Raw genomic sequence first — 23,813 nt, 5'->3', positions numbered from 1 at the left:
CCTATTCCGCTGCCAGTTCACCCGCCGGAACCAGAACCGCATTGCGGGTCTCGTATTCCAGCGTGATGTTCTGGCCGGTGTGATCTTCGAACGATTGCCCGAGGTTCGGCAGAGACACCTTGATCTCTTTGCCGCCTTCCCCTTCGGTGAAGATGTTGAAGACGTTGCCCTCGAACTCCTCATGGTTCACGCGCGCGGTAACAAAATGGTCGCCGGTTGCGCCGTCCGGGGCGATGGCAAGGGCCTCGGGGCGGATGAACATCATCGCGTCGTCACCCTCTTTCATCTTGCCCTGATTTGCTGTGGAAATCCGAGCTACAAGATCGCCCGAGCGGTTGGTCTGGATCACCGCTTCATTCCCCATGACGCGTTTGACCTTGCCCCGGAAAACGTTGTTTTCCCCCACAAACGACGCCGCGAAGGCCGTCGAGGGATCGTTGTAGATGGTTTTACCGTCGGCAATCTGATCGATCACGCCTGCACGCATGACGGCGATATTGTCCGACATGGTCAGCGCTTCACCCTGATCGTGGGTGATGTAGATGAAGGTGATGCCGACGCGCTGTTGAATTTCGCGCAGCTCGGTGCGCATGTGCTGACGCAGCTTCAGGTCCAGCGCTGACAGAGGTTCGTCCAGCAGCAGTACATCCGGTTCGGCGCAAAGCGCACGGGCAATGGCCACGCGCTGGCGCTGACCCCCGGACAATTCGCTGGGAAGCTTGTCCCCCTGCCCCGGCAGCGCGATCATGTCCAAAAGCTCGTCCCCGCGCTTGCGGCGTTCCGCAGCGCTGGCGCCTTTGATCTCCATCGAGAAGGTGATGTTTTCCCACACCTTCATCAGTGGGAACAGCGCGAGGTTCTGGAAAATCAGCGCGGTCGGGCGTTTGTTGGGTCCAATCCCCCGCATGTTGTTACCGCCGATCAGGACGTTGCCCTCGCTGGGTTCCAGAAAGCCCGAGACCGCCCGCAGGATCGTGGTCTTGCCGCAGCCCGAGGGGCCCAGAAACGAAAAGAAATCGCCCCCGTTGATGTTGACGTTGGCATCGCGGACGGCGACGAAATCGCCGAAACGGATCCACAGGTTTTCCAGATCTACTCCGACCCCTGCACTCATGGCTGATATCTCCGTATTGGCCGGCCTTCACCGCACCACATTTGGTCCCGACCCGTCCCTGGACGCGCGGGGTTGGAACCCCCCGCATCACTGCGAGGGGCCAGATTGCAAAGCGATCAGGCGCTTTTGAACTTGTTGACGAACTCGGTCCGGGTTTCTGCATACCACGGCGCTTCGGCTGGCCATGGGTTGAGGTTGGCCAGCGAGTCGCCCGGATAGGCCTCGGCAAAGTTCTTTTTGTAGGTGTCGCCCGAATACTGGTCGGCCCCCAAAACAGGCGAGTTGTAGCCATGGCTGTCAATCGCAACACCAGCCGGTTTCGCCTGATAGGCGAAGTCGATAAAGGCGTAGACCTGATCAATATTCGCCGCACCGGTGGGCATCGAGATGCCGTCCACCCATGCCATCGCGCCTTCGACCGGAGCCTGATAGTGCACCGGCTCCCCTGCGGATTTCAGCGCCAGCGGCGGGCCATCCCAGGTTTGACCAACGATCACACCTTCGTTCAGCAGGCCGTTTTTCTGGGTGTCGGCGTCGTTCCAGATCAGTTTGATCCGGTCTTTGCGGGCAATACACCAATCGGTGATCTGGCCCCAGACCTTGCGCATCGTCTCTTCATCACCGTAAGCGGCCCAGACCGAACCCGGGTCCATCTCGCCTGCGCGCTCCATGTAAAGACCGGCACCCAGCATCATGGAATGGGCGCGGCCCATGGTCTTGCCCGCGTTCGCTTCCGACCAGACGTCGCCGTAAGATGGCGCGTCGCCTTCCGGCAACCACAGGTCGGTGCGATAGGCGATGCCTTCGGTGCCCCAGATATGCGGCAGCCAGTGCGAACCACTGCCCCCGAAATCCCAGGCGTCGGTGCCGATCTTGGCCATCGCCGGGTTCACCAGATCAATCGGCACTTTGTTCATGTCGAAGGGCTGCAAAAGCTCTAGCGGCTCCCATTGCAGGGACCGGTTGTTGGTGGGCGAGACGATGTCAAAGCCCTGGCCCTTGGTGGCCTTCATCTTGTTGATGATTTCTTCGTTCGAGCCGATGCCGGTGTAGTTCACCTTGATCCCGGTGAGGGTTTCGAACTCTTGCAGGAAAGTGGGCGGCAGATAGTCCGACCACATCAGGATGTTGATCTCACCCGATGAGGCCAGTGCGCTTTTGCTGTAGAGCGGCGCCGCCAGAGCAGCAGCCCCCGCGCCCTTCAGCACCGTGCGTCTGGATAGAGTTTTGGTGTCAGCCATTATTTTTCCTCCCGATATTGGACTGAGTCTTTTTGTTATTTCTTATTGATAGGACTTTCTGCGCGCGTTGGTCAGCCAAAAAGTGACAGTTGGCGAAATTCATAAGTCCAGTTTGCAGCGGGTCCTTTTAAACAGGCTTAGTCAGATACTGCGTCTGCGTGCCAAATAGCGACGTCATGCGGGGGGAGCGGGTTTTCACCAACAAGCAGTTTTTGCTGTGTGGGCAATGACACTGCGGTGTTTCCAAAGTTGAAAGCAAAGCTCAGGCTGCCGCGCCGGGTTATCCGCAGGTCGGGTCCATGATCCGCCCGTTCCAGGCCGCACCAATTTAGCACGTCCTTAACAATTTCGGACAGTAACGCGCCTTGTGGCACCATCGCCAGATAGGTCGCGCGCTGTGATCGGATCACAGCCGGACTCCCGTTTCTGTACGGGCTGACGAATTGGCCGATAACGTCCTCATCGGTTTCTAGAACCTCTCTCCAGCCGGTGAAGTTCAGGCGAGCGCCGCCAGTCAGTAGTACGTCCTCCTGCGCCAGATCAGGCAAAGATTCCACACGTAGAACCCGAACTCCGGTCAGGTCCGCCAACGGCCCCGGTGCCAGATTGGAGGGCGTGTGCATATCTGGCGTCTTGCTGCCGGATCGGGCTCCGATCAGTAGCTTGGCTTTGCTGTTGCGCAACCGGGCTGCAAGCGCGTCGGTCACAATCATGCTTTGAGGCAGTGCGATCAGAGAATAAGCGCTCAATTCGTCATCGGGGCCGATGAAATCTAGATCAACCCCCATTTGTGAAAAGGTGGCATACCAGTCCCGCAAGATTTGAGCATTCGGGAAATCATCGTCATGCGGCAAGATATGGGCCGCCCAGATTGAGGGGTAATCGATCAACATAGCCACTTTGGCCCGCCCTCGCGTTGCCGGTGGCAAAACCCTGCGGTCTTTCATGATCTGTGCCAGTTCCTCCGCCGCTTGATCCGGGCTGTCATCTGATCTGAACAAGGCCGTATGATACTGTTCCTGAGCGCTTTTCGCCTGCCGCCAGCGAAAGAACATCACCGCCTGCGCCCCGTGCGCGTAGGCGGCCCACGTCCACAGACGCACCATACCGTCGGCAGGCGACGGGTTCTTTTGTGCCCAGTCCACCGGTCCCGGCTGCTGTTCAAGAACCCACATCCGGCCTTTCCCCTGCGCGCGATAGAGGTCGCAGTGAAACCCTTGGTAGTCCGGTGCGCCCGTGCGTAGATATCGGCGTTTTTGGCGCTCGGGCAGCCTTGAACCCAACAGATTACCCAGCGGATAACTGTCAAACCCGACGATATCCAGATTTTCCGCTACGGCGTGGTGGTCGAATTCGAAACTTCCGGCCATGAAGTTGTGGGTGATGTCGCGCCCCGGCGCATATTCGCGCAGGATCGCTGCCTGTGCTTGGTTGAACAGCCGAACCCGATCCGAGGAATAGCGCATGAAATCAAGCGCGTGGGTTGGGTTTGGCGCGGCAACGAGCCCGTTTGGCAACTCGATCTGATCAAAGTCGGTATACACCGCACCCCAGAATGCGGTCCCCCAAGTCCGGTTCAGGTCTTCGATCGATCCGTACCGATCCGCAAGCCAGCGCCTGAACCCCTGCCGGGCCGCCTCGGAGTAACTGAGGACGGTATCGTGGTCATTGTATTCATTGTCGATCTGCCACGCATGAACATGCGGATTCTGGCCATAGCGGCGGGCATATTCAGTGGCGATCCGGCGGGCCTCGGCCAGATAGGTCTCGCTGGAAAAGCAGTAATGCCTGCGGGACCCGAAGCCGCGCACGCGCCCGTCGGGGCCGACCGGTAAAATGTCGGGGTGCGCATCAATCAGCCATTTGGGTGGTGCGGCAGTGGGGGTCGACATCATGATGCGCAACCCGGCCTGCCCCAGAATGTCGATTACCTCGTCAAGCCAGTCCCAGCGGAACGTGCCCCGTTCAGGTTCGATCAGCCCCCAGGTGAATTCGGCAATACGCACCCAGTCCAGCCCCATCCCGACCATCCGCGCGGCATCCTCGCACCATTGGGACGGGTCCCATTGTTCGGGGTAGTAACAGACGCCCAGTTCCAGCCTGTTCATCGGTGGTCCTTTGTGGTGCGGCGTTCGATCCATTTCAGGAAGCTGGCACAACCCAACGTGATGACGACATACAGGATGGCCGCCGTATTGAACGGCGCAAAGGGCAGGAAGCTCGCGGCCTGAAACTCGCGCATGCGCTGGGTCATGTCGCGTACTGACAGGATCGACAGCAGCGAGGTATCCTTGATCATCGCGATGAACTCATTGCCCAGCGGCGGTGTCACAATGCGCAATGCTTGTGGCAATACGATCAGCCGCGCAGTCTGCCAGCGTGACAGGCCTAGCGAGCTTCCGGCCTCCAGTTGTCCCTTGGGGATGGCTTCGATGCCGGATCGGAAAATCTCGGCCATATAGGCGGAATAGCCCACTGAGATCGCGATGATCCCGCGGGTCATATTGGTCATGTCGATGCCCCCGCCAGTGGCATCCTTGACCGCCCCGGCCAGAGGCAGGCCGATATACAGGATGATGACCAGCATCGGGATGCCCCGAATCGTGTCCACAAAGAACTCGGCGCCAACAGCCAGCGGGTGCAGCTTGTGCTGTGCCCCGCCGATGGTCAGGGTCATCAGCAGAAAACCAAAGACCGCGAAGGCAAGCGCCGGGTTGCGATAGCTGTCGGGCAGAAAGCTTGTCTGCCAAAGAATGGGATAGCCCTGTGTGTGTGCTTCGACCGGGACAAACGCGCCCGAGACGCTATCGACCGTTTCAATCTGTTCCAGCGCGCTGGCGGCATCCGTGGCGCTGCGGATGCGGTATTGTTGACCTTCGCCGCCCTCAAACTCGCCGAACCGGATGATGTCCGCCTGCGCTTGCGGCGTGCCGCGAACGATGGCAATCCGCGCCTCTGTACTACCGACCAGAACGTAATTCACCTGAGGTTGCATGAAGAAGAAGGTGGAAACCGCCAACAAGGCCAGGCTGATAGAGCCATAGACGACCGTTGTCCGCGCCTTGGGCTTGAACGATTGCAGACCCACCCAGATCAGTCCGAGAATAGCTGCGAAAATGTAAGCGAAAATCGCTGCCCGAAAGGTGATCGCGACCCCCGTGGCGAACTGCCAATGGGCCATGAACATCAGGTAGAACAGAACCGCTCCGGTCAGGATTTCAAACGCCAATCGCGCATAGTTTCGTGGCTTTGCGGGCAGCCGTCCCGACAGCAAAGACAGGCCAACCAGGCCAGCATAGGCAAGCAGCAAAATTTGAAGCCCCTGCTGAACCTGCGTCACCACCTCGGGGAACAGAACCCAGGTCTGGCTGGATCGGTCGATCAGGGTCGAAGTGTTTTCGCTGAGCGCGTGAAAGAAGACTGACTCGGCGAATGGCATCAATATCTGCGGTGCGAGGAACCCCAGAACAGTCAGCGCGATTGCCGCCGGAAATGCCACCAGTGCCGAAAGGCGCAGCCAGAGGGGTGCCTGCACTGCAAACCGGGCGTGCCGGGCGCAGAGGTAGCCCAGAACGGCCACGATCAGGACCAGCAGGAAGCCCACAAAGATCGGCCCTGCATTGTTGCCGATCCCCAGAATGGCCACCAGCGATCGCAGGTATTTCGACGAGGTGGCGAACAGATAGATGATGAACGGGGCGGCTGCGAGCAACACGAGGTTGCTCGGGCGGATCGAACGTAGGCGAGACATGGAGTTCTCCGCTGGGCTGTGGCTCCGGCGGTGCGAACCGCCGGGCCTGAGAGGATGCTAAAGGGTCACTCAGTGCTCCAGTATTTGCCGACCAGCGCGTCCAGCGTGCCGTCTTCTTTTATCGCTGCCAGTCCTTCGTTGATGGCATCAACAGTCGCGTCGCCTTCCTGGAAGACGATACCCAGCGGGTCAGATTGCAGGCCGGTGATGCCAACGGTCAGCTCGCCTGCAAACTCCTGTTCATAGGCCGAAGCCGAGGTGCCATCGATGATCACACCCTGCACATCCGCGTTCTGCAGTGCCAGAATCGCGGCTGAGAAGTTGTCATACAGGCTGACGTTCTCGCGCCCGACCAGATCCTCGGCCAGTTGCGCATTGGTGGTGCCAGTCTGAGCCGCCAGCTTCTGACCGCCAGCCTTGAAGTCCTCCAAGGTCATATCGGCATTGTCGACCTGCAGCAGGATGGCCTGGCTGACGACGATATAGGGTTCGGAAAAATCCATCGTCTCTTCTCGCTCGGGCGTGATCGACACGCCTGAAATCACAAGGTCAAACTCGCCCTGTTGCAGCGCTGCAAAAATACCGTCCCATGCGGTGTTGACGAAGTTCGGCACGCAATTGACCTTGGCGCAGATCGCATTCATCACGTCGACATCAAAACCGACAATCTTACCCGTCGCCTCATCGACCGTTTCCATCGGCGGATAGGTGGCATCGGTTCCGATCTTGAGCACGCGCCCCTCCAGATCGGCGGCAAAGGCGGCCGGGGCGGTGAGTGCCGCCAGAGTTGCGGCGGCTAGCAGTTTCTTGAACATGTCCGGTTACTCCTGTGTTGGATCACTTGGTTCACGCCAGTGTCGGCGCGGGTTTGTCAGGTTGCCGCTCGATAAAGGTGGCCCTGATCTTTTTCTGGGTCTCGGACGGGTCAGCCCCGTCCAGAGATTTCAGCATGAATTCACCCAGCAGGCGACTGGTTTCGCCAATCGGTACGTAATAGGTGCTGGGTGGAGGGACGAAATACTGGCTGAGCCGTAGGTCGTCAGTGGATATCACGACCACATCGCGCCCGACCTGAATGCCGGACTTGGCCGCAGCCGACAGGGTGCCCAGCGTCATCGCCTCGTTGGCGCAGATGATGGCGGTGGGACGGGAGGGCAATTGCATCAGGGCGTCGAATGCCCGCTTTCCGCTCTGCGCCGTGGTTGGGCCGTTGAAGACCAGGGCCGGGTCGAATGCCACTCCGCTAGCGGCCAGCGCATCAGAATATCCCTGCTGCCGTTGCGCGGCATAAACCAGATCGATCGGAGGATTGACCATAGCAATGCGTCGATGGCCAAGCCGCAGCAACCGGGCCGTGGCCTCCTGTGCGGCGGCCTGACTGTCGAAATCGACGAACGCGTGCGGGATGTCGCTGTCGCTCATGCCATAGGTTACAAAGGGAAAGTCCTGTTCCTGCAGGTAGGAAATGCGAGGATCGTTGTGCCGCGTGCCCGAAAATATGACGCCGTCGGCAAGTCCTTCCTGAACAATGCTGCGCAGGCTCTCCATCGCATTTTGAAGACTGGCCACGCTGAAAACGCTCAGATCATACCGCGAGCCCTGCAGGGCGGCGGCAATCCCGGCCAGAATTTGAGTGAATTCCACCCCCTCCCATTCCTCGGACGCGCCCGCCGAGACACCAACCAGCACGGCAATCCGGTAGGATTTGTTGGTGCGCAGTTTGAGCCCGTCGAGATTTACCCGATAGCCCAGACGGGTCGCCACCTTTTGAATGTCCTCGCGTGTCTCAACTTTGACCGTTTCCGAGCCGCGCAAGGCGTTCGAAACCGTGCCGACGGAATAGCCTGTTAGTTTGGCAATCGATTTGATAGTAGGCCGCGCCATCAAGCGACCCCTTCCAACTGTTCCATCAGGAACTGCCGACCCTTTTCCAGCGTTTGTTTAGGGTCCGGCGAGTCATCATGTTCCACAAAAAGGTCAGTGCAAAGGGTGCCGCGCAGCGACCTGAGAACGCCAGTCCAGTCCATAACCCCATCCCCTGGATCGCGCCAACGCGCGTCTCCATGGTCTGCCGGGTTCACGTCTTTAGCGTGGACGGACAGGATGCGGTCGCCGTAGCGCCGGATATGGCGCGCAGGGTCCAGCCCGGCGGCGACCAGCCAGCCGATGTCAGGCTGCCAGTAGATTATGGGTTGCGACAGGATCAGGTCTAGTGGCGTTTCACTTGTGTCGCCCAACACATCGAAATCGTGATTGTGATAGGCCAGTTTCACCCCCTGCCGGGACAGGCGGTTCGCCCATTCGGATAACTGGCCCGACACTGCTATCCATCCCTTTGCAGTATCGGGCCGCGCCTCGGGCGCCAGCCAAGGCATGACGGCCACTGGGCATTCCAGAAGGCGCAGAACTTCCAATACTTCGGGAAACCGATCTTCGAACTCTTCCCAGTCAAAATGGGCCGAGCGAACGCGCAGGCCGGATTGCCTTACGATACCTGCCATCTCTGGCGCAGAAAGTTCGTGCAAGCCTGTTGTTTCGACATCGGTAAAGCCGCAGGCCACCGCCAGCTGCAACTGATCGCTTAGATCACCGCAGTGCCGGACGGTATAAAGCTGCGCCGAAACCCGCATTTCTCACCATTGAAACGTTTCAATTATGGTGAAACAGGCAGGCCTGCGTTGTCAAGCGCCACAATCTGGCACTAGCGCATGGACATTCCGTTATGGAACAAATGTACTTTCTCGGGGGGGGCGGTGACCGAAACGCTCTGCCCGCGCAGGTTTCGCTGCACGCCGGGCAATTTCGCGATGACCTGATCTGCGCCGCCTGTCTTGGCGAAATACAACAGAGTGACTTCGCCCAGTGCTTCGGTGAAATCTACCTCGCCTGTCAGAATTGCGTTGCTGTCGGTCATCACGAAATCTTCGGGCCGAACGCCGATATTGACCTGTTTGCCCTCATCCGCAGCGGTCGTTGGGATAGTTGAATCGGCGACACCCCCCGCGTCCAGCGCGACGGTTGTTGTTGTCCCCGTTCCGGTAATCTTGCCGGGCAGCAGGTTCATCGCAGGCGAGCCGATGAATTGAGCGACGAATTCGTTATCGGGCGTCTCGTACAGTTCCAGTGGCGTTCCGACCTGCGCGATGCCTTTGTTGGCCAGAACCACGATGCGGCTGGCCAGCGTCATCGCCTCGACCTGATCATGGGTGACGTAGATCATCGTGCTGTCGGGCATCGCCTCTTTCAGCCGCGCGATCTCGATCCGGGTGGCGACGCGCAGGGCTGCATCGAGGTTCGAGAGTGGTTCGTCAAACAGATAGACTTTGGGGTCCCGCACGATGGCGCGCCCGATGGCGACACGCTGGCGCTGCCCGCCTGAGAGGGCTTTCGGCAGACGGTCTAGGAACGGATCAAGCTGCAGGATACGCGCGGCGCGGTCGACGGCGGCGTCAATTTCAGCGGTAGGCAATTTGGCGATTTTCAGCGCAAAGGCCATATTCTCGCGCACCGTCATGTGTGGATACAGCGCGTATGATTGAAACACCATCGCAATGCCGCGTTGAGCGGGTGGCACGTCATTCATGACCTGCCCTTCGATCTCAAGCGTGCCGCCGGTGATCTTTTCAAGCCCTGCAATCATCCGCAACAACGTGGATTTACCACAGCCCGAGGGGCCGACAAAGACGATCAGTTCACCCTGCTTGATGTCCAGATCGATATGTTTCAGGACATCAACCGGCCCATAAGACTTGGCCACATCCGTAAGTTTGAGTTCCGACATGGCTTATCCCTCGTCTTTGACCATCAAGCAAAATCGCGCTGGGTCCAGCGTCACCTTGCCTTGACCCTCAATGCCGCCCAGTTCCTGACCGATGACTCGCCAATTGCCGGTGGGCAATATCACGTCGGCAGCCTCTGACCCGAGGTTAAAGGCGCAGAAAATCTGTTCAGCCGCATCTGCGCGCAGGAACGTCAGCATGGGGCCTGACTGGGTCATTTCCGTCTGCGTACCAGAGGCCAACGCGGGGTGCGCGTGGCGCAGCGCAATGGCCCGGCGATAGTGATGCAGCATTGACTGCGGATCATGCTCCATCCGGTCAACGGCCCGTTCTGCCTGCGGCGAACTGACCGGCAGCCATGGAGCACCCGTGCTGAACCCGGATTGCTCGTCCTGCGCGGCCCAAACCATCGGGGTTCGGCAGCCATCGCGGCCTTTGTACTCGGGCCAGAATTCGATGCCATAGGGGTCCTGCAACTGCTCAAAGGGCACGTCTGCCTCGGGCAGACCCAGTTCTTCACCCTGATACAGGCAGGCCGACCCGCGCAGGCACATCATCAGGACTGCGTGCTGACGAATGGCGGCCTCATCCAAATTCCAGCGCGAGCTATGGCGCTGCACGTCATGGTTCGAAAACGCCCAGCAGGGCCATGCATCGCCGGCCTTGCCTTCAAGCTGATCGAAGACATGCTTGGTGTAAGTCGCCGTCAGTGCGCGCTTTTCGAGGAATTCGAACGCGTAGCACATATGCATCCGCTTATCGCCGGTGGTGTATTCGCCCATGATCTCAAGCCCGCGTTGCGCGTCGCCAATCTCACCCAAACAGGCGCGGCCTTCGTATTTGTCGGTCAGGGTGCGTAGCCGTTCCAGGAACGCGAGGTTTTCGGGCTGGCTTTTGGAATACAGGTGATCCTGGTGGTTATAGGGGTTCACCTGCGGCGCAATCGAGGCGTTGCGCTGGTTCAGCGGCAGCGCGGGATTGTCGCGCAATTGCTTGTCGTGGAAATAGAAGTTGATCGTGTCCAGGCGGAAGCCATCTACGCCCATATCCAGCCAAAACCGTGCCACGTCCAGTAGTGCGTCCTGCACATCCTGGCAATGGAAATTCAGGTCCGGTTGTGAGGTCAGGAAATTGTGCAGGTAATATTGCTGGCGGCGCGAGTCCCACTGCCACGCCGGACCGCCAAAGATCGACAGCCAGTTGTTGGGCGGCGTGCCATCCGGTTTCGGATCGGCCCAGACATACCAGTCGGATTTCGCATTGTCCCGGCTGGCGCGGCTTTGGCCGAACCACGGGTGCTGGTCGGACGTGTGCGACAGCACGAGGTCAATCATCACCTTCAGACCCAGAGCATGCGCCTGATCCAGTAATTCCCGGAAATCGCTCAAAGTACCAAACATTGGATCAACGTCGCGGTAATCGCTGACGTCATAGCCGAAATCCTTCATCGGAGATTTGAAGAACGGCGAAATCCAAATCGCATCGACGCCCAATGAGGCGATGTAGCCGAGACGCTGAGTGATCCCCCTCAGGTCCCCGATCCCGTCGCCATTGCTGTCCTGAAAGCTGCGCGGGTAGATCTGATAGATCACCCCGCCGCGCCACCAGTCCGAGGCGGCTTTGGTTGCGTGGGAAAGCTCTACGGTGTTCTGCACGTTCATCAGACGCCTCTATTTGACGGACCCGGCAAGCAGGCCGCGGACAAGATATTTTTGCATTGCGAAGAATACGACCAGCGGCACTGCAATCGACACGAAGGCCGCGGTGGCAAGGATTTCCCAGTTGCCGCCACGCGTACCCAGCAGTTCGACGATCCGGTTGGTCATAACCGTGGTCTGGCCTGTCGCATCGATCAGGAACACCTTGGCAACCAGCAGGTCATTCCATGTCCAGAGGAACTGGAAGATTGCAAAGGACGCCAGCGCCGGAAAGCTCAGCGGCAGGATCAGTTTGGTGAAGATCTGGAACTCGGTCGCGCCATCCACCCGTGCGTTTTCGATCAGATCACGCGGCAGTCCGGCCATGTAGTTGCGCAGCAGGTAGATCGCCAGCGGCATCCCGAACCCGGTATGGGCCAGCCAGACCCCCAGATAACCTTTGCCGATGCCGATATTCAGGTGGAACTTCAGCAGCGGGATCAGCGCCAGTTGCAGTGGCACCACCAGCAAGCCGACCACCGCAGCGATCAGCAGAGCGCGGCCCGGAAAATCCATCCACGCCAACGCATAAGCGGCGAACGCGGCAACGAGGATCGGAATGATCGTCGCGGGAATCGTCACGGTCAGCGTGTTGAAAAAGGCCTTACCCATGCTGTCGGTACTGCTCTGGTCCAGTAGAACCTTTTGGTAGTTTCCAAAGGTGAACTCTGGCGGCAGTTCGGCGGTCACAAAGATACGCGCGCCGCGATTGCCGCTGAACTCTTCGGTGTTCTCCATGCGGTAGTTGCCTTCGGCATCCACGGTGATCGTGCCGCCCCGGCGGAGCTCGGCAATGTCTCCGGGTACATGAGCGTCAACGTCGCGCGAGCTGATACCCCAACGCGAGATCACGGCCTGCTGGTCACCGTCGAACAGCTGCCCTTCGATCACGTAGACGCCGTTTTCCAGCACCTGCGTTTCGGGCGCAGCACTACGCAGGGTCAGGTTCTGCTCGGACGGGAACAGAGACCGCCACCAACCACTGCCCGAAATCTGATCCGCCGTCCGGAAGGACGAGATCAAAAGCCCCAGCGTCGGAATGATCCACAATACGACCAGAAAAACGACCGAGGCATGGACGACCCAGCGCAGCGCCGGTTTGGTTCCTGCAATATCGCTCATCGCCCCTACTCCATTTCCTTGCGCGCATTGCGCACGTTCCAGACCAGAATCGGAGCCACCAGAAGCATGATCACCATGGCCGAGGCGGATCCCACGCCCCAGTCATTGGCACGGAACAATTTGTCGTACATGTAATTGGCCAGCACCTGCGTCTCCCACTGGCCGTTGGTCATCGCGAACACGATGTCGAAAACCTTGAGCACGGTGATGGTGATCGTGGTCCACACGACCAGAATGGTGGTCTTGATCTGCGGCACCTTGATACGGAAGAAAATCTGGAACGGATTGGCGCCGTCCAGAATTGCGGCTTCGATGGTTTCTTCCGGGATGCCGCGCAGGGCTGCCGACAGGATCACCATGGCAAAGCCGGTTTGAATCCAGATCAGGACGATCATCAGGAAAAAGCTGTTCCAGAACGGAACCGTCAGCCATGTCTGCGGCTCGGTCCCGCCAAAGAAGATGTACAGCGCATTCAGGATGCCGATCTGATCTTGTTCGGCTGGCCGGGCGTCATAGACCAGCTTCCAGATGACCGAAGCCCCCACGAAGGAAATCGCCATCGGCATGAAGATCAGCGACTTGGCGAAATTCCCCCAGCGGATGCGGTCGGTCAGCTGCGCCACCAGCAGGCCAAAGGCGGTGGACATGGCAGGAACGACGATCAGCCAGAACATGTTGTTGCGCATGGCTTCCCAGAATTTCGGCTCAGCCGCCATCTGGGTGTAATTGTCCAGACCGACCCATCTGTACCCGCCGCCGGGCACGCGTTCCGTGAGTGACAGGCGCAAGGTTTCTACAACCGGATAGGCCAGATACAGGCCAAGCGCGGCAAGCGCCGGGAACAGAAACAGCCAGGGCCGGATCATGTTCGCCCGGTTGATGTTGCGGCCTGCATTGGGCCCGCGCGGCGGGAACAGGACTTTGTCCAGAAACTGGTTCGAGAGGTAGAAATAGCCCACGCAGCCCGACACGCCGATGGCGATGGTCAGCAGGCCTTGAAGTGCCGGAGTCATGACGCCCTCGTCCGTTGAAAGGCGGGGCGGCGCGAAGACCGCCCCAATCTTTTGGTTACTTTGCTGCGTCCCACGAAGACTGGATTTCGCTGGCAACAGTCGCCGCGTCCTTCGCGCCCGAGGAATAATCGACCATACCGGTCCAGAACGTTCCTGCACCGACGGCTCCGGGCATCAGGTCCGACCCGTCAAACCGGAACGTGGTTGCGTTGGTCAGAATCTCGCCCTGCCCGCGCTGGGTGTCGTTCGAGTAATTTTCGGGGTTTGCGCCAAGATGCGGGGTCAGGAACCCGTCCTGCGACATCATGATCTCATGCGCGAATGGGGTCTTGAGGAATTCCATGAACGCCTCGGCCGCCGGGTTGGGATTGGTGATCGTGAACAGCGTTCCTGCGCCCAGAACCGGTGTGCCCAGATCCTTTTCGGCATAGGCCGGGAAGTAGAAGAAATCCGCATCCACGCCCAACTCGGTCCCTTCCGGGAAATAGGCCGGAATGAACGAGGCCTGGCGGTGCATCATGCAGGCTGGAGGGCTATCGAACAGGCCTTTGGGGCTGTCGCGGAAGTCGATGGCCGCGGTGTCGTCCGCGCCGCCGACCACGTAGTCGTCGTTGCGGGTAAAGCTGCCATATTCCTCGATCGCGGCGATAACGCGCGGGTCGTCGAACTTCATGTCATTCGACACCCAGTCGTCATAAACCTCGGGTGGCTGGGTGCGCAGCATCAGGTCCTCGACCCAATCCGTCGCCGGCCAGCCGGTCGCGCCACCAGACGCCAGACCGACGCAAAGCGGCGTCTCGCCGTCTTCGACCATCTGATCCATCAGCGCTTTGAAGTCTTCCATCGTCTCGGGGACGTCATAGCCGAAATCCTCGAAGTTTTCGGGGATGTACCAGACCAGAGATTTGACGTTCACGTTGAAGAAAAAACCGTAGAAGCCGTCCGCGCCTTCGGCGTTTTCAAATGTTCCCAGATCGACCCAGGACTGACCGGCGGCGAAGTTTTCCTTGATCCAGTCCGCCGACCCTTCGGGCAGCGGTGTCAGGTAGCCGTTCTTGGCCATATTCGCGGCAAGCCCGGGCTGCGGGAAGACCGTAAGATTGGGTGCAGAGCCAGCAGCAGCGTCGATCAGGATCTGCTGCTCAAGCGAATCCGAGCCCACATAGCTGGAATTCGCCCCCGTCGCCGCGTCGAAATAGGCGACCAGATTTTCGAACGACTTCCCCTCACCCGCCAGCCACGGGCCAAAGATTGTAAGGCTCTCGCCAGACAGGTCGGTTGCATCGGCAAAAGCCTGATAGCCGTCCCAGTCAAAGCTGCCCTCACCCGCGGGGTGGATCAATTCACCCTGTGCCTGTGCCGCCCCTGCCATCAGGGCGAGCGTCGCCGCACCTGCGTAAAGCGCGTGTTTCATGAATAGTCCTCCCGACGATATCTTGCGCATTTGGTTTTTTCAAAGCGCTTTGGATAAACGGTGTTATCCGCTAACATTCACGCCCTGTCAATATTCTGTTTCGGGACGCTCATAGAATTAACATTATGAGCAAAACGGGTTGACGGAACAAGAAATTGCCCACAATACAGAAAAGAGCACGCGTTTGAAGGCGCTTTGAAACCGATATGAACCTGAAACAACTCTCGGAAATCCTTGGCTTGTCGCAGACAACCGTCAGCCGCGCGCTGAACGGCTATCCCGAGGTGAGTGAGGATACGCGGGTTCGCGTTCAAGCCGCAGCCGCCAAACATGGCTATCGGCCGAACAGCCGCGCCAAGGGGCTGGCGACGGGGAAGTCCATGGTGATCGGGCATGTGATTCCCAGTTCCTCCCGGCACGAAATGGTAAACCCGATCTTCGGGGATTTCGTGGCCGGTGCTGCGCGCAAATATGCCGAGCATGGTTACGACATGATGTTCACCAGCGCCGATGACACCTCGATAGAAGAGGCGTATCGCAGCCTGTTTCAACGCGGTGCTGTAGATGGCGTCGTTTTGCAGGGACCGAAAGTGAACGAGCATCGGATTGAGGTTCTGAACCGCATGTCCGTTCCGTTCATCGTGCATGGGCGGTCGACCGGCATCACCGTTCCCTATGACTGGATCGACGTGAACAACAAAAGCTCGTTCTTCCGGGCCACCCGGTTTCTGATCGACCTCGGACATCGCCGCATCGCACTGATCAACGGGCTCGAGGATATGGATTTCGCGCAGCGGAGGCGCGATGGATACCTTGAGGCCTTGCAGCAAAGTGGCGTGGACCCCGACCCGGACCTGATGCGCAGCGCCGAGATGACCGAGGTCTATGGCCATCACGAAACCCGCGACATGCTGCAGTTAGACAACCCGCCGACAGCCATATTGTGCGCGTCCATGATCTCGGCCATCGGGGTGCGCCGGGCGCTGGACGAAGCCGGGCTTCAGATGGGGCGCGATGTGTCGGTCATTGCCCATGACGATGATCTGTCTTACCTCAAAAACGGTCAGGACGTGCCCATTTTCACCGCCACCCGATCCTCGGTCCGGCAGGCGGGCGAATTGGCGGCTGACATGTTGATCGAACGGATAAAGTCGCCGGACGATCCGATCAAAACTAGATTGCTCGAGGCGGAACTGGTAGTTGGCCGATCAACCGGTCCCGCGCCTAACAGGTCCTGAACATGAAATATACCCGTAGTGATTTCCCCAAAGATTTCCTCTTTGGCGTGGCGACCTCTGCCTATCAGATCGAAGGCCACGCGCAGGGCGGCGCAGGGCAGACCCATTGGGATACGTTTGCGGCCTCGCCCGGTAATGTGGTGCGCGGGGAAAACGGGGATCTGGCCTGCGATCACCTGAACCGGTTCGAGCAGGATTTCGATCTGGTGAGTGAGGCCGGTTTCGATTGCTATCGCTTTTCGACCAGTTGGGCGCGTGTTCTGCCCCAGGGGCGCGGGCCGGTCAATCAGGCCGGTCTGGACTATTACGACCGTTTGGCCGACGCCCTGCTGGAGCGCGGCATTCGCCCTTGTGCTACGCTCTACCACTGGGAACTCCCCTCGCCGCTGGCCGATCTGGGCGGCTGGCGGAACCGGGACATCGCCGGTTGGTTTGCCGATTTCGCCGAGGTGATCATGGGGCGCATCGGCGACCGGATGTATTCCGTCGCGCCGATCAATGAGCCCTGGTGTGTCAGCTGGCTCAGCCATTTCGAGGGCCACCATGCGCCGGGCCTGCGCGATATCCGCGCCACCGCCCGCGCCATGCATCACGTTCTGCTGGCCCATGGCCGCGCCATTCAGGCGATGCGCGGGCTGGGCATGTCCAATCTGGGCGGTGTGTTCAATCTGGAATGGGCCGAACCCGCCGATGACAGCCCCGAGGCGCGGCAGGCTGCCGACCTGTATGACGGTATTTACAACCGGTTCTTTCTGGGGGGCGTGTTCAAGAAAGCGTACCCTGAGAACGTGTTGAAGGGGCTGGAGCCTCACCTGCCGTCCGGCTGGCAGGATGATTTCGACACCATCGGAACGCCGGTCGATTGGTGCGGGTTGAACTACTATACCCGCAAGCTGATCGCTCCGGCTGACACCGCGTGGCCTGGACTGACCGAGGTGCCCGGACCGCTGCCCAAAACCCAGATGGGATGGGAGATCGACCCCGCCGCCCTGACCCGTTTCCTTGCGCGGACGTGTCAGGAGTACACCGGCGACCTGCCCCTCTTCGTGACCGAAAACGGCATGGCGAGCCCCGAGAGACAGCAAGATGAGGACCGGATCGACTATCTGAACAGCCATCTGGCTGCCGTTCAGGACGCGTTGGATCAGGGCGTTCCGGTCGACGGCTATTTCATCTGGTCGCTGCTGGACAACTACGAATGGGCCTTCGGGTACGAAAAACGCTTCGGGTTGGTGGATGTGGATTTCGAGACGCTGGAACGGACCCCCAAAGCCTCGTTCCACGCCGTGAAATCAATGCTAGGCGCGGGCAAGGTTTCTCTGCCGTTGGCGCAACCGGCAGGGGCAGTGCATGAACATTGGAATCTGGTTGCGGATATCGGCGGAACAAACACCCGCCTCGGCGTTGTTTCGAACGGAGAGCTGGTCGATCTGCGGAAACATCCGACCGGTACTTTGCCTGATCTGCTTGAGGCGTTCCACAGCCTGCGCGACGACATCGGAACCAATCCCCAGGCGGTTGTGGCCGCCGGGGCCGGGCCGGTGCGAGACGGGGTTATCCGCCTGACCAACGCCCATCTTGACTTGTCCGAGGTCGAACTTGCGCAGGCCACAGGCGCGAAGAATACGTTTGTCATCAATGATTTCACAGCCGCCGCCTGGTCCGTGGCCGAGGTGACACGCGCCGATGTGGCAATTCTGCAGGGGCAGGATACTCCGCCACCCGGAACCCGTCTTGTTGTGGGCCCCGGCACCGGACTGGGCGTTGGTGCGCTGCTGTATTCCGAAGGCCACTATCACACCGCCTCGGGTGAAGGTGGCCATGTGGGTCTGTCGCCGCGCCATCGGGATGAGGTGGACGTGTTCGACGCCGCCCGCCGCATCTCGCCCGAGAGCTTCTTTGATGAAAGTCTGACGCTGGAGGCAGAGATGTTCCTGAGCGGCACGGGCCTGCCGATCCTCTATCAGGCCGTCGGCATGGTAAGCGGCGAAGCCGACACTCTGGTGCGAACGGCAAAGGACATCCTGCAGGATGCCCGCGATGGCTCTGACCCCATCGCTGTCAAAACGGCACAGATGTTCACAACACATCTGGGGGCTTTGATGGGCGATATGGCAGTGACTCTGATGCCGACCGGCGGGGTGTTTCTGGTCGGTGGAGTCGCTGAAAAGAACCGCTGGCTTTTTGGTGATACATTCTGCAAGGCTTTCAACGCGGGTGGGAGGTTCAGCGATCTGCGCTGTTCGATGAATCTTTATGTGTCCGAACAGGCCGAATTTGGCATTGTTGGCGCTAACAATTTCTGCAAAAATGCGCTCGCGCGGTAAACTGGCCGCATGAACTGAATTTCGCGGAAGGAATGCGGGATGATCCTGTGCTGCGGTGAAGCCCTGATCGACATGATCGCCGAGCCCACGATCTCGGGTGCAAGCGGGTTCGTGCCGCATTCGGGCGGGGCTATTTTCAATACGGCGATTGCCCTTGGCCGTTTGGGTGCGCCAGCGGCCATGCTGACGGGTCTGTCCTCGGATATGTTTGGCGATCAACTGGCGCAGGCGCTGAAAGACAGCCACGTGGACACCGCGCATGTGATCCGCTCGGACAGACCGACAACGCTGGCTTTCGTGCAATTGAAGGACGGGCACGCCTCGTACACTTTCGTTGACGAAAACACCGCAGGCCGGATGTTGCGGGCCGAGGATATGCCGGACCAGTTGCCAGCCGTGTCAGCGCTGTATTTTGGCGGTATCAGCCTGGCTTGCGAGCCTTGCGCCGACGCCTATGCCGACCTTCTGGACCGCCACGGCGCGGGTCGTGCGGTCATGCTGGATCCCAATATCCGCCCGGGTTTCATTCAGGACCCGACCCGGTATCGCACGCGGCTTAACCGGATGATCGCGCAGGCGGATATCGTCAAGGTCTCGGACGAGGATCTGGACTGGATCGTGCCGGGCCCGGAACCTCTGGCCGAGAAAGTGCCGCTTTTGCTGCAGGCGGGGCCTTCGGTGGTTATTGTCACCCGAGGCAGCGAAGGGGCCACGGGCTATCTGGCGGACGGAACCGAAGTGTCGGTGCCAGGTCAGCCGGTCGATGTTGTCGATACGGTCGGTGCGGGCGACACGTTCAACGCCGGTGTTCTGGCCGAGTTGCACAAAGCCGGAAACCTGACCAAAGACAGTCTTCAGGCGCTGGGTGTCGACAATCTTCGCGCCGCCTTGTCCTCTGGCGCGGCTGTTGCCGCCGTCACAGTATCCCGCGCCGGGGCGAACCCGCCCTGGGCGCACGAGCTTTAACCCCTAATAAGGGCAATCCCATGAAACGATCCGATATCAACCGCATCAAGGCCGAGGCGCAGGCCTTTATCCATTCTTTCGGCGCTGTGCTGCCCCCTTTTGCCGACTGGTCCCCCGACCAGATGCGCAGCGAAAAGGCGGCTGGCATCCGGGATCGCAGTCTGGGCTGGGACATTACCGACTACGGTCAGGGCAGGTTTGATGAGCTGGGCCTGTTTCTGTTCACCCTGCGCAATGGCGACGCAAATGACCTGAGTCTCGGGCGCGGGATGCTATACGCGGAGAAACTGCTGATCTCGCGCGACAAGCAACTGTCCCCGATGCATCGCCATATCGTGAAGGCCGAGGATATCATCAACCGGGGTGGCGGTGATCTGGTGATGGAGATTTACGCCTCGGACGCAGACGGAGGGATCGACCGGGACACTCCCGTTGTCGTGCCCAGCGACGGTTGCCCCGTGACCATCCAGCCCGGTGAGCTTTTGCGGCTCGCGCCGGGGCAAAGCGTCACGCTCATGCCCGGCATCTGGCACGCCTTCTGGGCGGAACGCGGCGACTGTCTGATTGGCGAGGTCTCGACCGTTAATGACGACCGCACCGACAATGTGTTCGAAGACCCGATCCCGCGCTTCGCCACGATCGAGGAAGACGCCGAACCCGATTTCCTTCTTGTCGCGGATTATTGACCGGCGTCAGCGTGGCGCAGTCGAACCCACGCTCTTGACAAATATTCCGTCCCCGGACTAGCTGCACGGGATGGTTCCCGACGGCGTGCCCGAGGGATGAAAATGGGAATACGGTGCGGCCTTTGTGGGCCAATGCCGTGACTGCCCCCGCAACTGTAGGCGGAGAGCGACGCCAAATCGCCACTGGCCCGAGGGCCGGGAAGGTTGGTCGAGCAACGACCCGCAAGTCAGGAGACCTGCCATCATATGTTCAACCAACCCGGGGCGGGGCGTCCTGGAAGGAGGCTTTGATGGCACGCGTGCGTGTTCAAGATACCGGCAGCATCTGTCTGCATTTGGCATTTTTCGGGGCGAAGAATGCCGAACGATACTGATCACTACGTGCTGATTTGTGAGACCTGTCAGGGGCCTGTTTCGGCGGACGTTGCGAAAGACGTTCTGGACCGCCAGCTTCCTGAAGGTTTCAAAACCCGCCTGATCGCCTGCATGGCAGGGTGTGAACGGCCCATGACCGTGGGCCTGCAGGCACCGGGCAAGGCCCAGTATCTGTTCGGCGATATTCAGACCGAAAAGGACCTGACCGCGCTGGTCGAGTTCGCCTGCCAGTATCGCGACACGCCAGACGGCTGGACCAGTGCCTCGGACCGTCCCCCTGCCCTGCTGACCAAAACCCTATCGCGCCTGCCCCGCCTGCCATCGGAGGATGAGGCATGAGCTTTCTGGTGGCCGAGGGTTTGGAATACTACGCGCTGAACGGGGATGTTCTGTTGCAGGACACGTCCTTTAGTGTCGAAGAGGGTTCGATCCTGGCGATTGCTGGCCCGAATGGTGCGGGCAAGACCACGTTGCTGAAACTTCTCTGCGGGGCCGAACGCCTCGCGTTCGGGGATGTTCGTATTCGCGGTCAAAGCCTGCGCAAACTCTCTGCCACGCAGCGGGCGCGGACGATTGCCGTGGTGGGCCAGCAGGAGTTTCCGGACAGTCGGCTGCGGTTGCGGGAATATGTGGCGTTGGGCCAAATTCCCATCAAAGCGGAAAGATCGGCCAAGGATCATGCAACCGATCTGAAGCGGGTTCTGGATGTCACCGGGCTGTCGCATCTGGCAGAAAAGCCGCTGGGCAGGCTGTCCGGTGGGGAAAGGCAGCGCGCCCATATCGCGCGGGCTTTGGCCCAAAATCCGGATTTGCTGTTCCTGGACGAACCCACCAACCATCTGGACCCTGACGCCAAGGGACACATGCTGTCGCTGGTGGCGGAACTGGGCGTGACCGTCGTCATGATCGTGCACGATCTGGTCATGATCCCCGAATTTGCGACCCATGTAGCCCTGATGAAGGCTACGCGCCTGACCGGCTTTGGACCGGTGAGCGAGGTGCTGACCCCGGACCGCGTCCGCGAAACCTTTGGCGTGGATTACCTGTGCTTTCAGCATGAAGGCCGCGTGATCCCCGCGCTCGATATCCGAAAACGTAAACTGTCACCTTGTGAGGATTTAGGATGAAGCAGAAACTCTGGCCCGTGGCGCTGATCACCGGTCTTGCAAGCGGCGCAGCGGCGCATGAAGTCACGGTCGATAACTGCGGTGAGCCGCTGGTGTTTGACACCCAGCCCGAGCGGCTGGTCGTCCACGACATGAACATGACCGACATGGCCTTTGCGCTTGGTCTGCAGGACAAGATCGTTGGCCTGACCGGCATCACCGGCTGGTACAAGACCAGCCCCGATTTCGACGCGCAGCGCGGCGACATCCCCGAGCTTGCGCCGAAATACCCGACGATCGAGAACCTCGTTGCGGTGGAACCCGACCTGTTCTTCGCGGGCTGGTATTACGGCATGAAACCGGGCGGAGACGTCACGCCGGATACGTTGGCCCCATTCGGCATCAAGACCATGATCCTGTCTGAGAGCTGCGTGCATCTGGACAAGGACCGTCCCGAGGCCAGCATGGACCTGCTGTTTGACGATGTTCTGCGTCTGGGCAAAGTGATGCATGTCGAAGACAGGGCCGAGGCGCTGGTGTCCGGCTGGAAAGAGCAGCTTGCCGCGATCAAAAGCAAAACCGCAGATGTGACCAAGCCGCGTGTCTTCCTGCTGGACGGGCCCGCTGATGCGCCCTTTACAGCGGGTAAATTCGCCATCCCCGACGCGATGATCACGGCTGCTGGCGGTGTGAACGTGACCCATGATCTGGACACAAGCTGGGGCCGTACCTCGTGGGAGGCCGTTGCCGCCGCGAACCCGGAATTCCTGGTGCTGCTGGACTATCAGACCGGCAACGGGGCGGAAGACACGTTCAAATTCCTGCAGGAGCACCCGGTGATGTCGCAAACCGATGCGGTGATAAACAAACGCTGGATCGGCCTGCGTTACGAAGAGCTGACCCCCGGACCGGCCAACATCGACGCCATCGAGAAAATGACAAGGGCCATGCACCCGGTGGGCAACTGATATGGCCCAAACGGGCCGTTTGATACTGCTGGGGGCGGTCGTTCTGATCGCCCTTTTGCTGTTGTCCGTGGTCTACGGAACAACGCCGATCCCGGTTCGGGACGTTATCTCGGCGATTGGCCTTGGCACTGGTCTGACCGATGGTGAGATGTCGCCCATGCACCGGATCGTGTTCGATCTGCGCCTGCCCCGGGCCCTGTTCGCCGCTGTCATCGGGGCCGGGCTTGGTGTTGTTGGCGTAGTTCTGCAAACTACCACGCGCAACGATCTGGCGGACCCGTTTCTGTTTGGCCTGTCCTCGGGTGCTGCGGCGGGTGCGGTTCTGGTGATCACCGTCACCGGGGATGTTCTGGGTATCTGGACCCTGCCGCTGGCGGCGTTCTGCGGCGGCCTGATTGCATCGGGCATTGTCCTTGCGCTGGTCCACAGCCTGCGCACCAGTGCGCCGGAGAAATTAATTCTCGCCGGGCTGGCGGTGTCTTTCCTGTTCTCGGCCATCACCAACTACCTGATCTTCGCCGGAGACAGCCGCGCCGCCCATTCCGTGATCTTCTGGATGCTGGGCGGGCTGGGTCTGGCCCGGTGGGAGACCTTCCCGCTGGTTCTGATCGGCCTCGGTCTGATCCTGAGCTATGCGCTCTACCGCAGTCGATGGTTGGACGCGCTGCTGACCGGGGATTTTACGGCTGCCACGTTGGGCATTCCGGTACAGGGCCTGCGGTTCAGCATGTTCTTTGTCGCCGCGCTTGCAACAGCCAGCTTTGTTTCGGTCGCGGGTGTGATCGGGTTTGTCGGCCTGATGGTCCCCCACATCGCCCGGGGCATTGCCGGAACCCTGCACCGCAACTTGCTGGTGGCCTCAGCAATTGTCGGAGCGATTCTGTTGACCCTGTCCGACATCCTGTCTCGGCTTCTTCTCGCGCCGCAGGAACTGCCCGTGGGGATCGTGACCACCTCCATCGGGTCGCTGTTCGTGTTTTTGTACCTGTTCAAATCGGCACGGAGTGACTGACGTT

At 59.9% G+C, this 23,813-nt stretch carries 20 protein-coding genes, 1 pseudogene and 1 riboswitch; of the genes and pseudogenes, 9 read left to right on the top strand and 12 right to left on the bottom strand.

Features of this window, described 5'->3' with window-relative positions; genetic code table 11:
* Position 1: 1 nt before the first annotated feature.
* The 12 genes from ACR0JN_RS11980 to ACR0JN_RS11925 all read right to left on the bottom strand — a co-directional run bounded on the left by ACR0JN_RS11980 (position 2) and on the right by ACR0JN_RS11925 (position 15,131).
* Positions 2-1,114, bottom strand: a complete 1,113-nt coding sequence (locus ACR0JN_RS11980) for an ABC transporter ATP-binding protein (protein ID WP_480885849.1) — start codon at positions 1,112-1,114, stop codon at positions 2-4.
* 116 nt (positions 1,115-1,230) lie between these two features.
* On the bottom strand, positions 1,231-2,355 hold the full coding sequence (locus ACR0JN_RS11975) for an extracellular solute-binding protein (RefSeq protein ID WP_480816161.1): 1,125 nt from the start codon (positions 2,353-2,355) through the stop codon (positions 1,231-1,233).
* Positions 2,356-2,492: 137 nt separating this feature from the next.
* Complete coding sequence (locus ACR0JN_RS11970) at positions 2,493-4,463, bottom strand: beta-galactosidase (RefSeq protein WP_480885847.1); 1,971 nt, start codon at positions 4,461-4,463, stop codon at positions 2,493-2,495.
* Positions 4,460-6,106 carry an amino acid ABC transporter permease gene (locus ACR0JN_RS11965; RefSeq protein ID WP_480885846.1) on the bottom strand — a complete coding sequence of 549 codons (1,647 nt, stop codon included), beginning with the start codon at positions 6,104-6,106 and terminating at the stop codon, positions 4,460-4,462. Before ACR0JN_RS11965 ends, ACR0JN_RS11970 begins: the two co-directional genes overlap by 4 nt.
* Positions 6,107-6,171: 65 nt before the next feature.
* Positions 6,172-6,921 (bottom strand): basic amino acid ABC transporter substrate-binding protein, encoded by a 750-nt coding sequence (locus ACR0JN_RS11960; protein WP_480885845.1) that lies wholly within the window; start codon positions 6,919-6,921, stop codon positions 6,172-6,174.
* A 31-nt stretch (positions 6,922-6,952) separates the two neighbouring features.
* Positions 6,953-7,990, bottom strand: a complete 1,038-nt coding sequence (locus tag ACR0JN_RS11955; protein ID WP_480885843.1) for a LacI family transcriptional regulator — start codon at positions 7,988-7,990, stop codon at positions 6,953-6,955.
* Positions 7,990-8,736 carry a sugar phosphate isomerase/epimerase family protein gene (locus ACR0JN_RS11950; protein WP_480885842.1) on the bottom strand — a complete coding sequence of 249 codons (747 nt, stop codon included), beginning with the start codon at positions 8,734-8,736 and terminating at the stop codon, positions 7,990-7,992. The genes ACR0JN_RS11955 and ACR0JN_RS11950 overlap by 1 nt, the downstream gene beginning before the upstream one ends.
* Positions 8,737-8,807: 71 nt before the next feature.
* Positions 8,808-9,887 (bottom strand): ABC transporter ATP-binding protein, encoded by a 1,080-nt coding sequence (locus ACR0JN_RS11945; protein WP_480885840.1) that lies wholly within the window; start codon positions 9,885-9,887, stop codon positions 8,808-8,810.
* Positions 9,888-9,890: 3 nt separating this feature from the next.
* Positions 9,891-11,546 carry an alpha-glucosidase gene (locus tag ACR0JN_RS11940; protein WP_480885838.1) on the bottom strand — a complete coding sequence of 552 codons (1,656 nt, stop codon included), beginning with the start codon at positions 11,544-11,546 and terminating at the stop codon, positions 9,891-9,893.
* A 9-nt stretch (positions 11,547-11,555) separates the two neighbouring features.
* On the bottom strand, positions 11,556-12,704 hold the full coding sequence (locus ACR0JN_RS11935; RefSeq protein WP_480885836.1) for a carbohydrate ABC transporter permease: 1,149 nt from the start codon (positions 12,702-12,704) through the stop codon (positions 11,556-11,558).
* A gap of 5 nt (positions 12,705-12,709) precedes the next feature.
* A complete protein-coding gene (locus ACR0JN_RS11930; protein ID WP_480611586.1) occupies positions 12,710-13,717 on the bottom strand; it encodes a carbohydrate ABC transporter permease in 1,008 nt (335 codons plus the stop codon).
* 55 nt (positions 13,718-13,772) lie between these two features.
* On the bottom strand, positions 13,773-15,131 hold the full coding sequence (locus ACR0JN_RS11925) for an ABC transporter substrate-binding protein (RefSeq protein WP_480885834.1): 1,359 nt from the start codon (positions 15,129-15,131) through the stop codon (positions 13,773-13,775).
* Positions 15,132-15,337: 206 nt separating this feature from the next.
* On the opposite strand from ACR0JN_RS11925, the gene ACR0JN_RS11920 reads away from it, so the two are divergent.
* From ACR0JN_RS11920 to ACR0JN_RS11880, 9 genes and pseudogenes are all read left to right on the top strand, one after another.
* On the top strand, positions 15,338-16,369 hold the full coding sequence (locus ACR0JN_RS11920; protein ID WP_480885832.1) for a LacI family DNA-binding transcriptional regulator: 1,032 nt from the start codon (positions 15,338-15,340) through the stop codon (positions 16,367-16,369).
* A gap of 2 nt (positions 16,370-16,371) precedes the next feature.
* Positions 16,372-17,670, top strand: a pseudogene (locus tag ACR0JN_RS11915) (GH1 family beta-glucosidase); the annotation flags it as partial.
* Entirely contained in the window at positions 17,665-18,696 is a 1,032-nt protein-coding gene (locus tag ACR0JN_RS11910) for a glucokinase (RefSeq protein ID WP_480885978.1), read from the top strand. The pseudogene ACR0JN_RS11915 and the gene ACR0JN_RS11910, both read left to right, overlap by 6 nt.
* A 39-nt stretch (positions 18,697-18,735) precedes the next feature.
* Positions 18,736-19,662 carry a carbohydrate kinase family protein gene (locus ACR0JN_RS11905; protein WP_480885831.1) on the top strand — a complete coding sequence of 309 codons (927 nt, stop codon included), beginning with the start codon at positions 18,736-18,738 and terminating at the stop codon, positions 19,660-19,662.
* Between the two features lie 20 nt (positions 19,663-19,682).
* Positions 19,683-20,348, top strand: a complete 666-nt coding sequence (locus tag ACR0JN_RS11900; RefSeq protein ID WP_480816148.1) for a D-lyxose/D-mannose family sugar isomerase — start codon at positions 19,683-19,685, stop codon at positions 20,346-20,348.
* Between the two features lie 54 nt (positions 20,349-20,402).
* Positions 20,403-20,606, top strand: a riboswitch (cobalamin riboswitch).
* 99 nt (positions 20,607-20,705) lie between these two features.
* Positions 20,706-21,062 carry a DUF1636 family protein gene (locus ACR0JN_RS11895; protein WP_480816147.1) on the top strand — a complete coding sequence of 119 codons (357 nt, stop codon included), beginning with the start codon at positions 20,706-20,708 and terminating at the stop codon, positions 21,060-21,062.
* On the top strand, positions 21,059-21,850 hold the full coding sequence (locus ACR0JN_RS11890; RefSeq protein WP_480885829.1) for an ABC transporter ATP-binding protein: 792 nt from the start codon (positions 21,059-21,061) through the stop codon (positions 21,848-21,850). The genes ACR0JN_RS11895 and ACR0JN_RS11890 overlap by 4 nt, the downstream gene beginning before the upstream one ends.
* A complete protein-coding gene (locus tag ACR0JN_RS11885; RefSeq protein WP_480885828.1) occupies positions 21,847-22,797 on the top strand; it encodes an ABC transporter substrate-binding protein in 951 nt (316 codons plus the stop codon). The genes ACR0JN_RS11890 and ACR0JN_RS11885 overlap by 4 nt, the downstream gene beginning before the upstream one ends.
* A 1-nt stretch (position 22,798) precedes the next feature.
* On the top strand, positions 22,799-23,809 hold the full coding sequence (locus tag ACR0JN_RS11880) for a FecCD family ABC transporter permease (protein WP_480816144.1): 1,011 nt from the start codon (positions 22,799-22,801) through the stop codon (positions 23,807-23,809).
* Positions 23,810-23,813 lie beyond the last annotated feature (4 nt).

The organism is Ruegeria sp. G12 (assembly GCF_056533565.1).
This window is presented reverse-complemented; position numbering and strand designations above follow the sequence as displayed.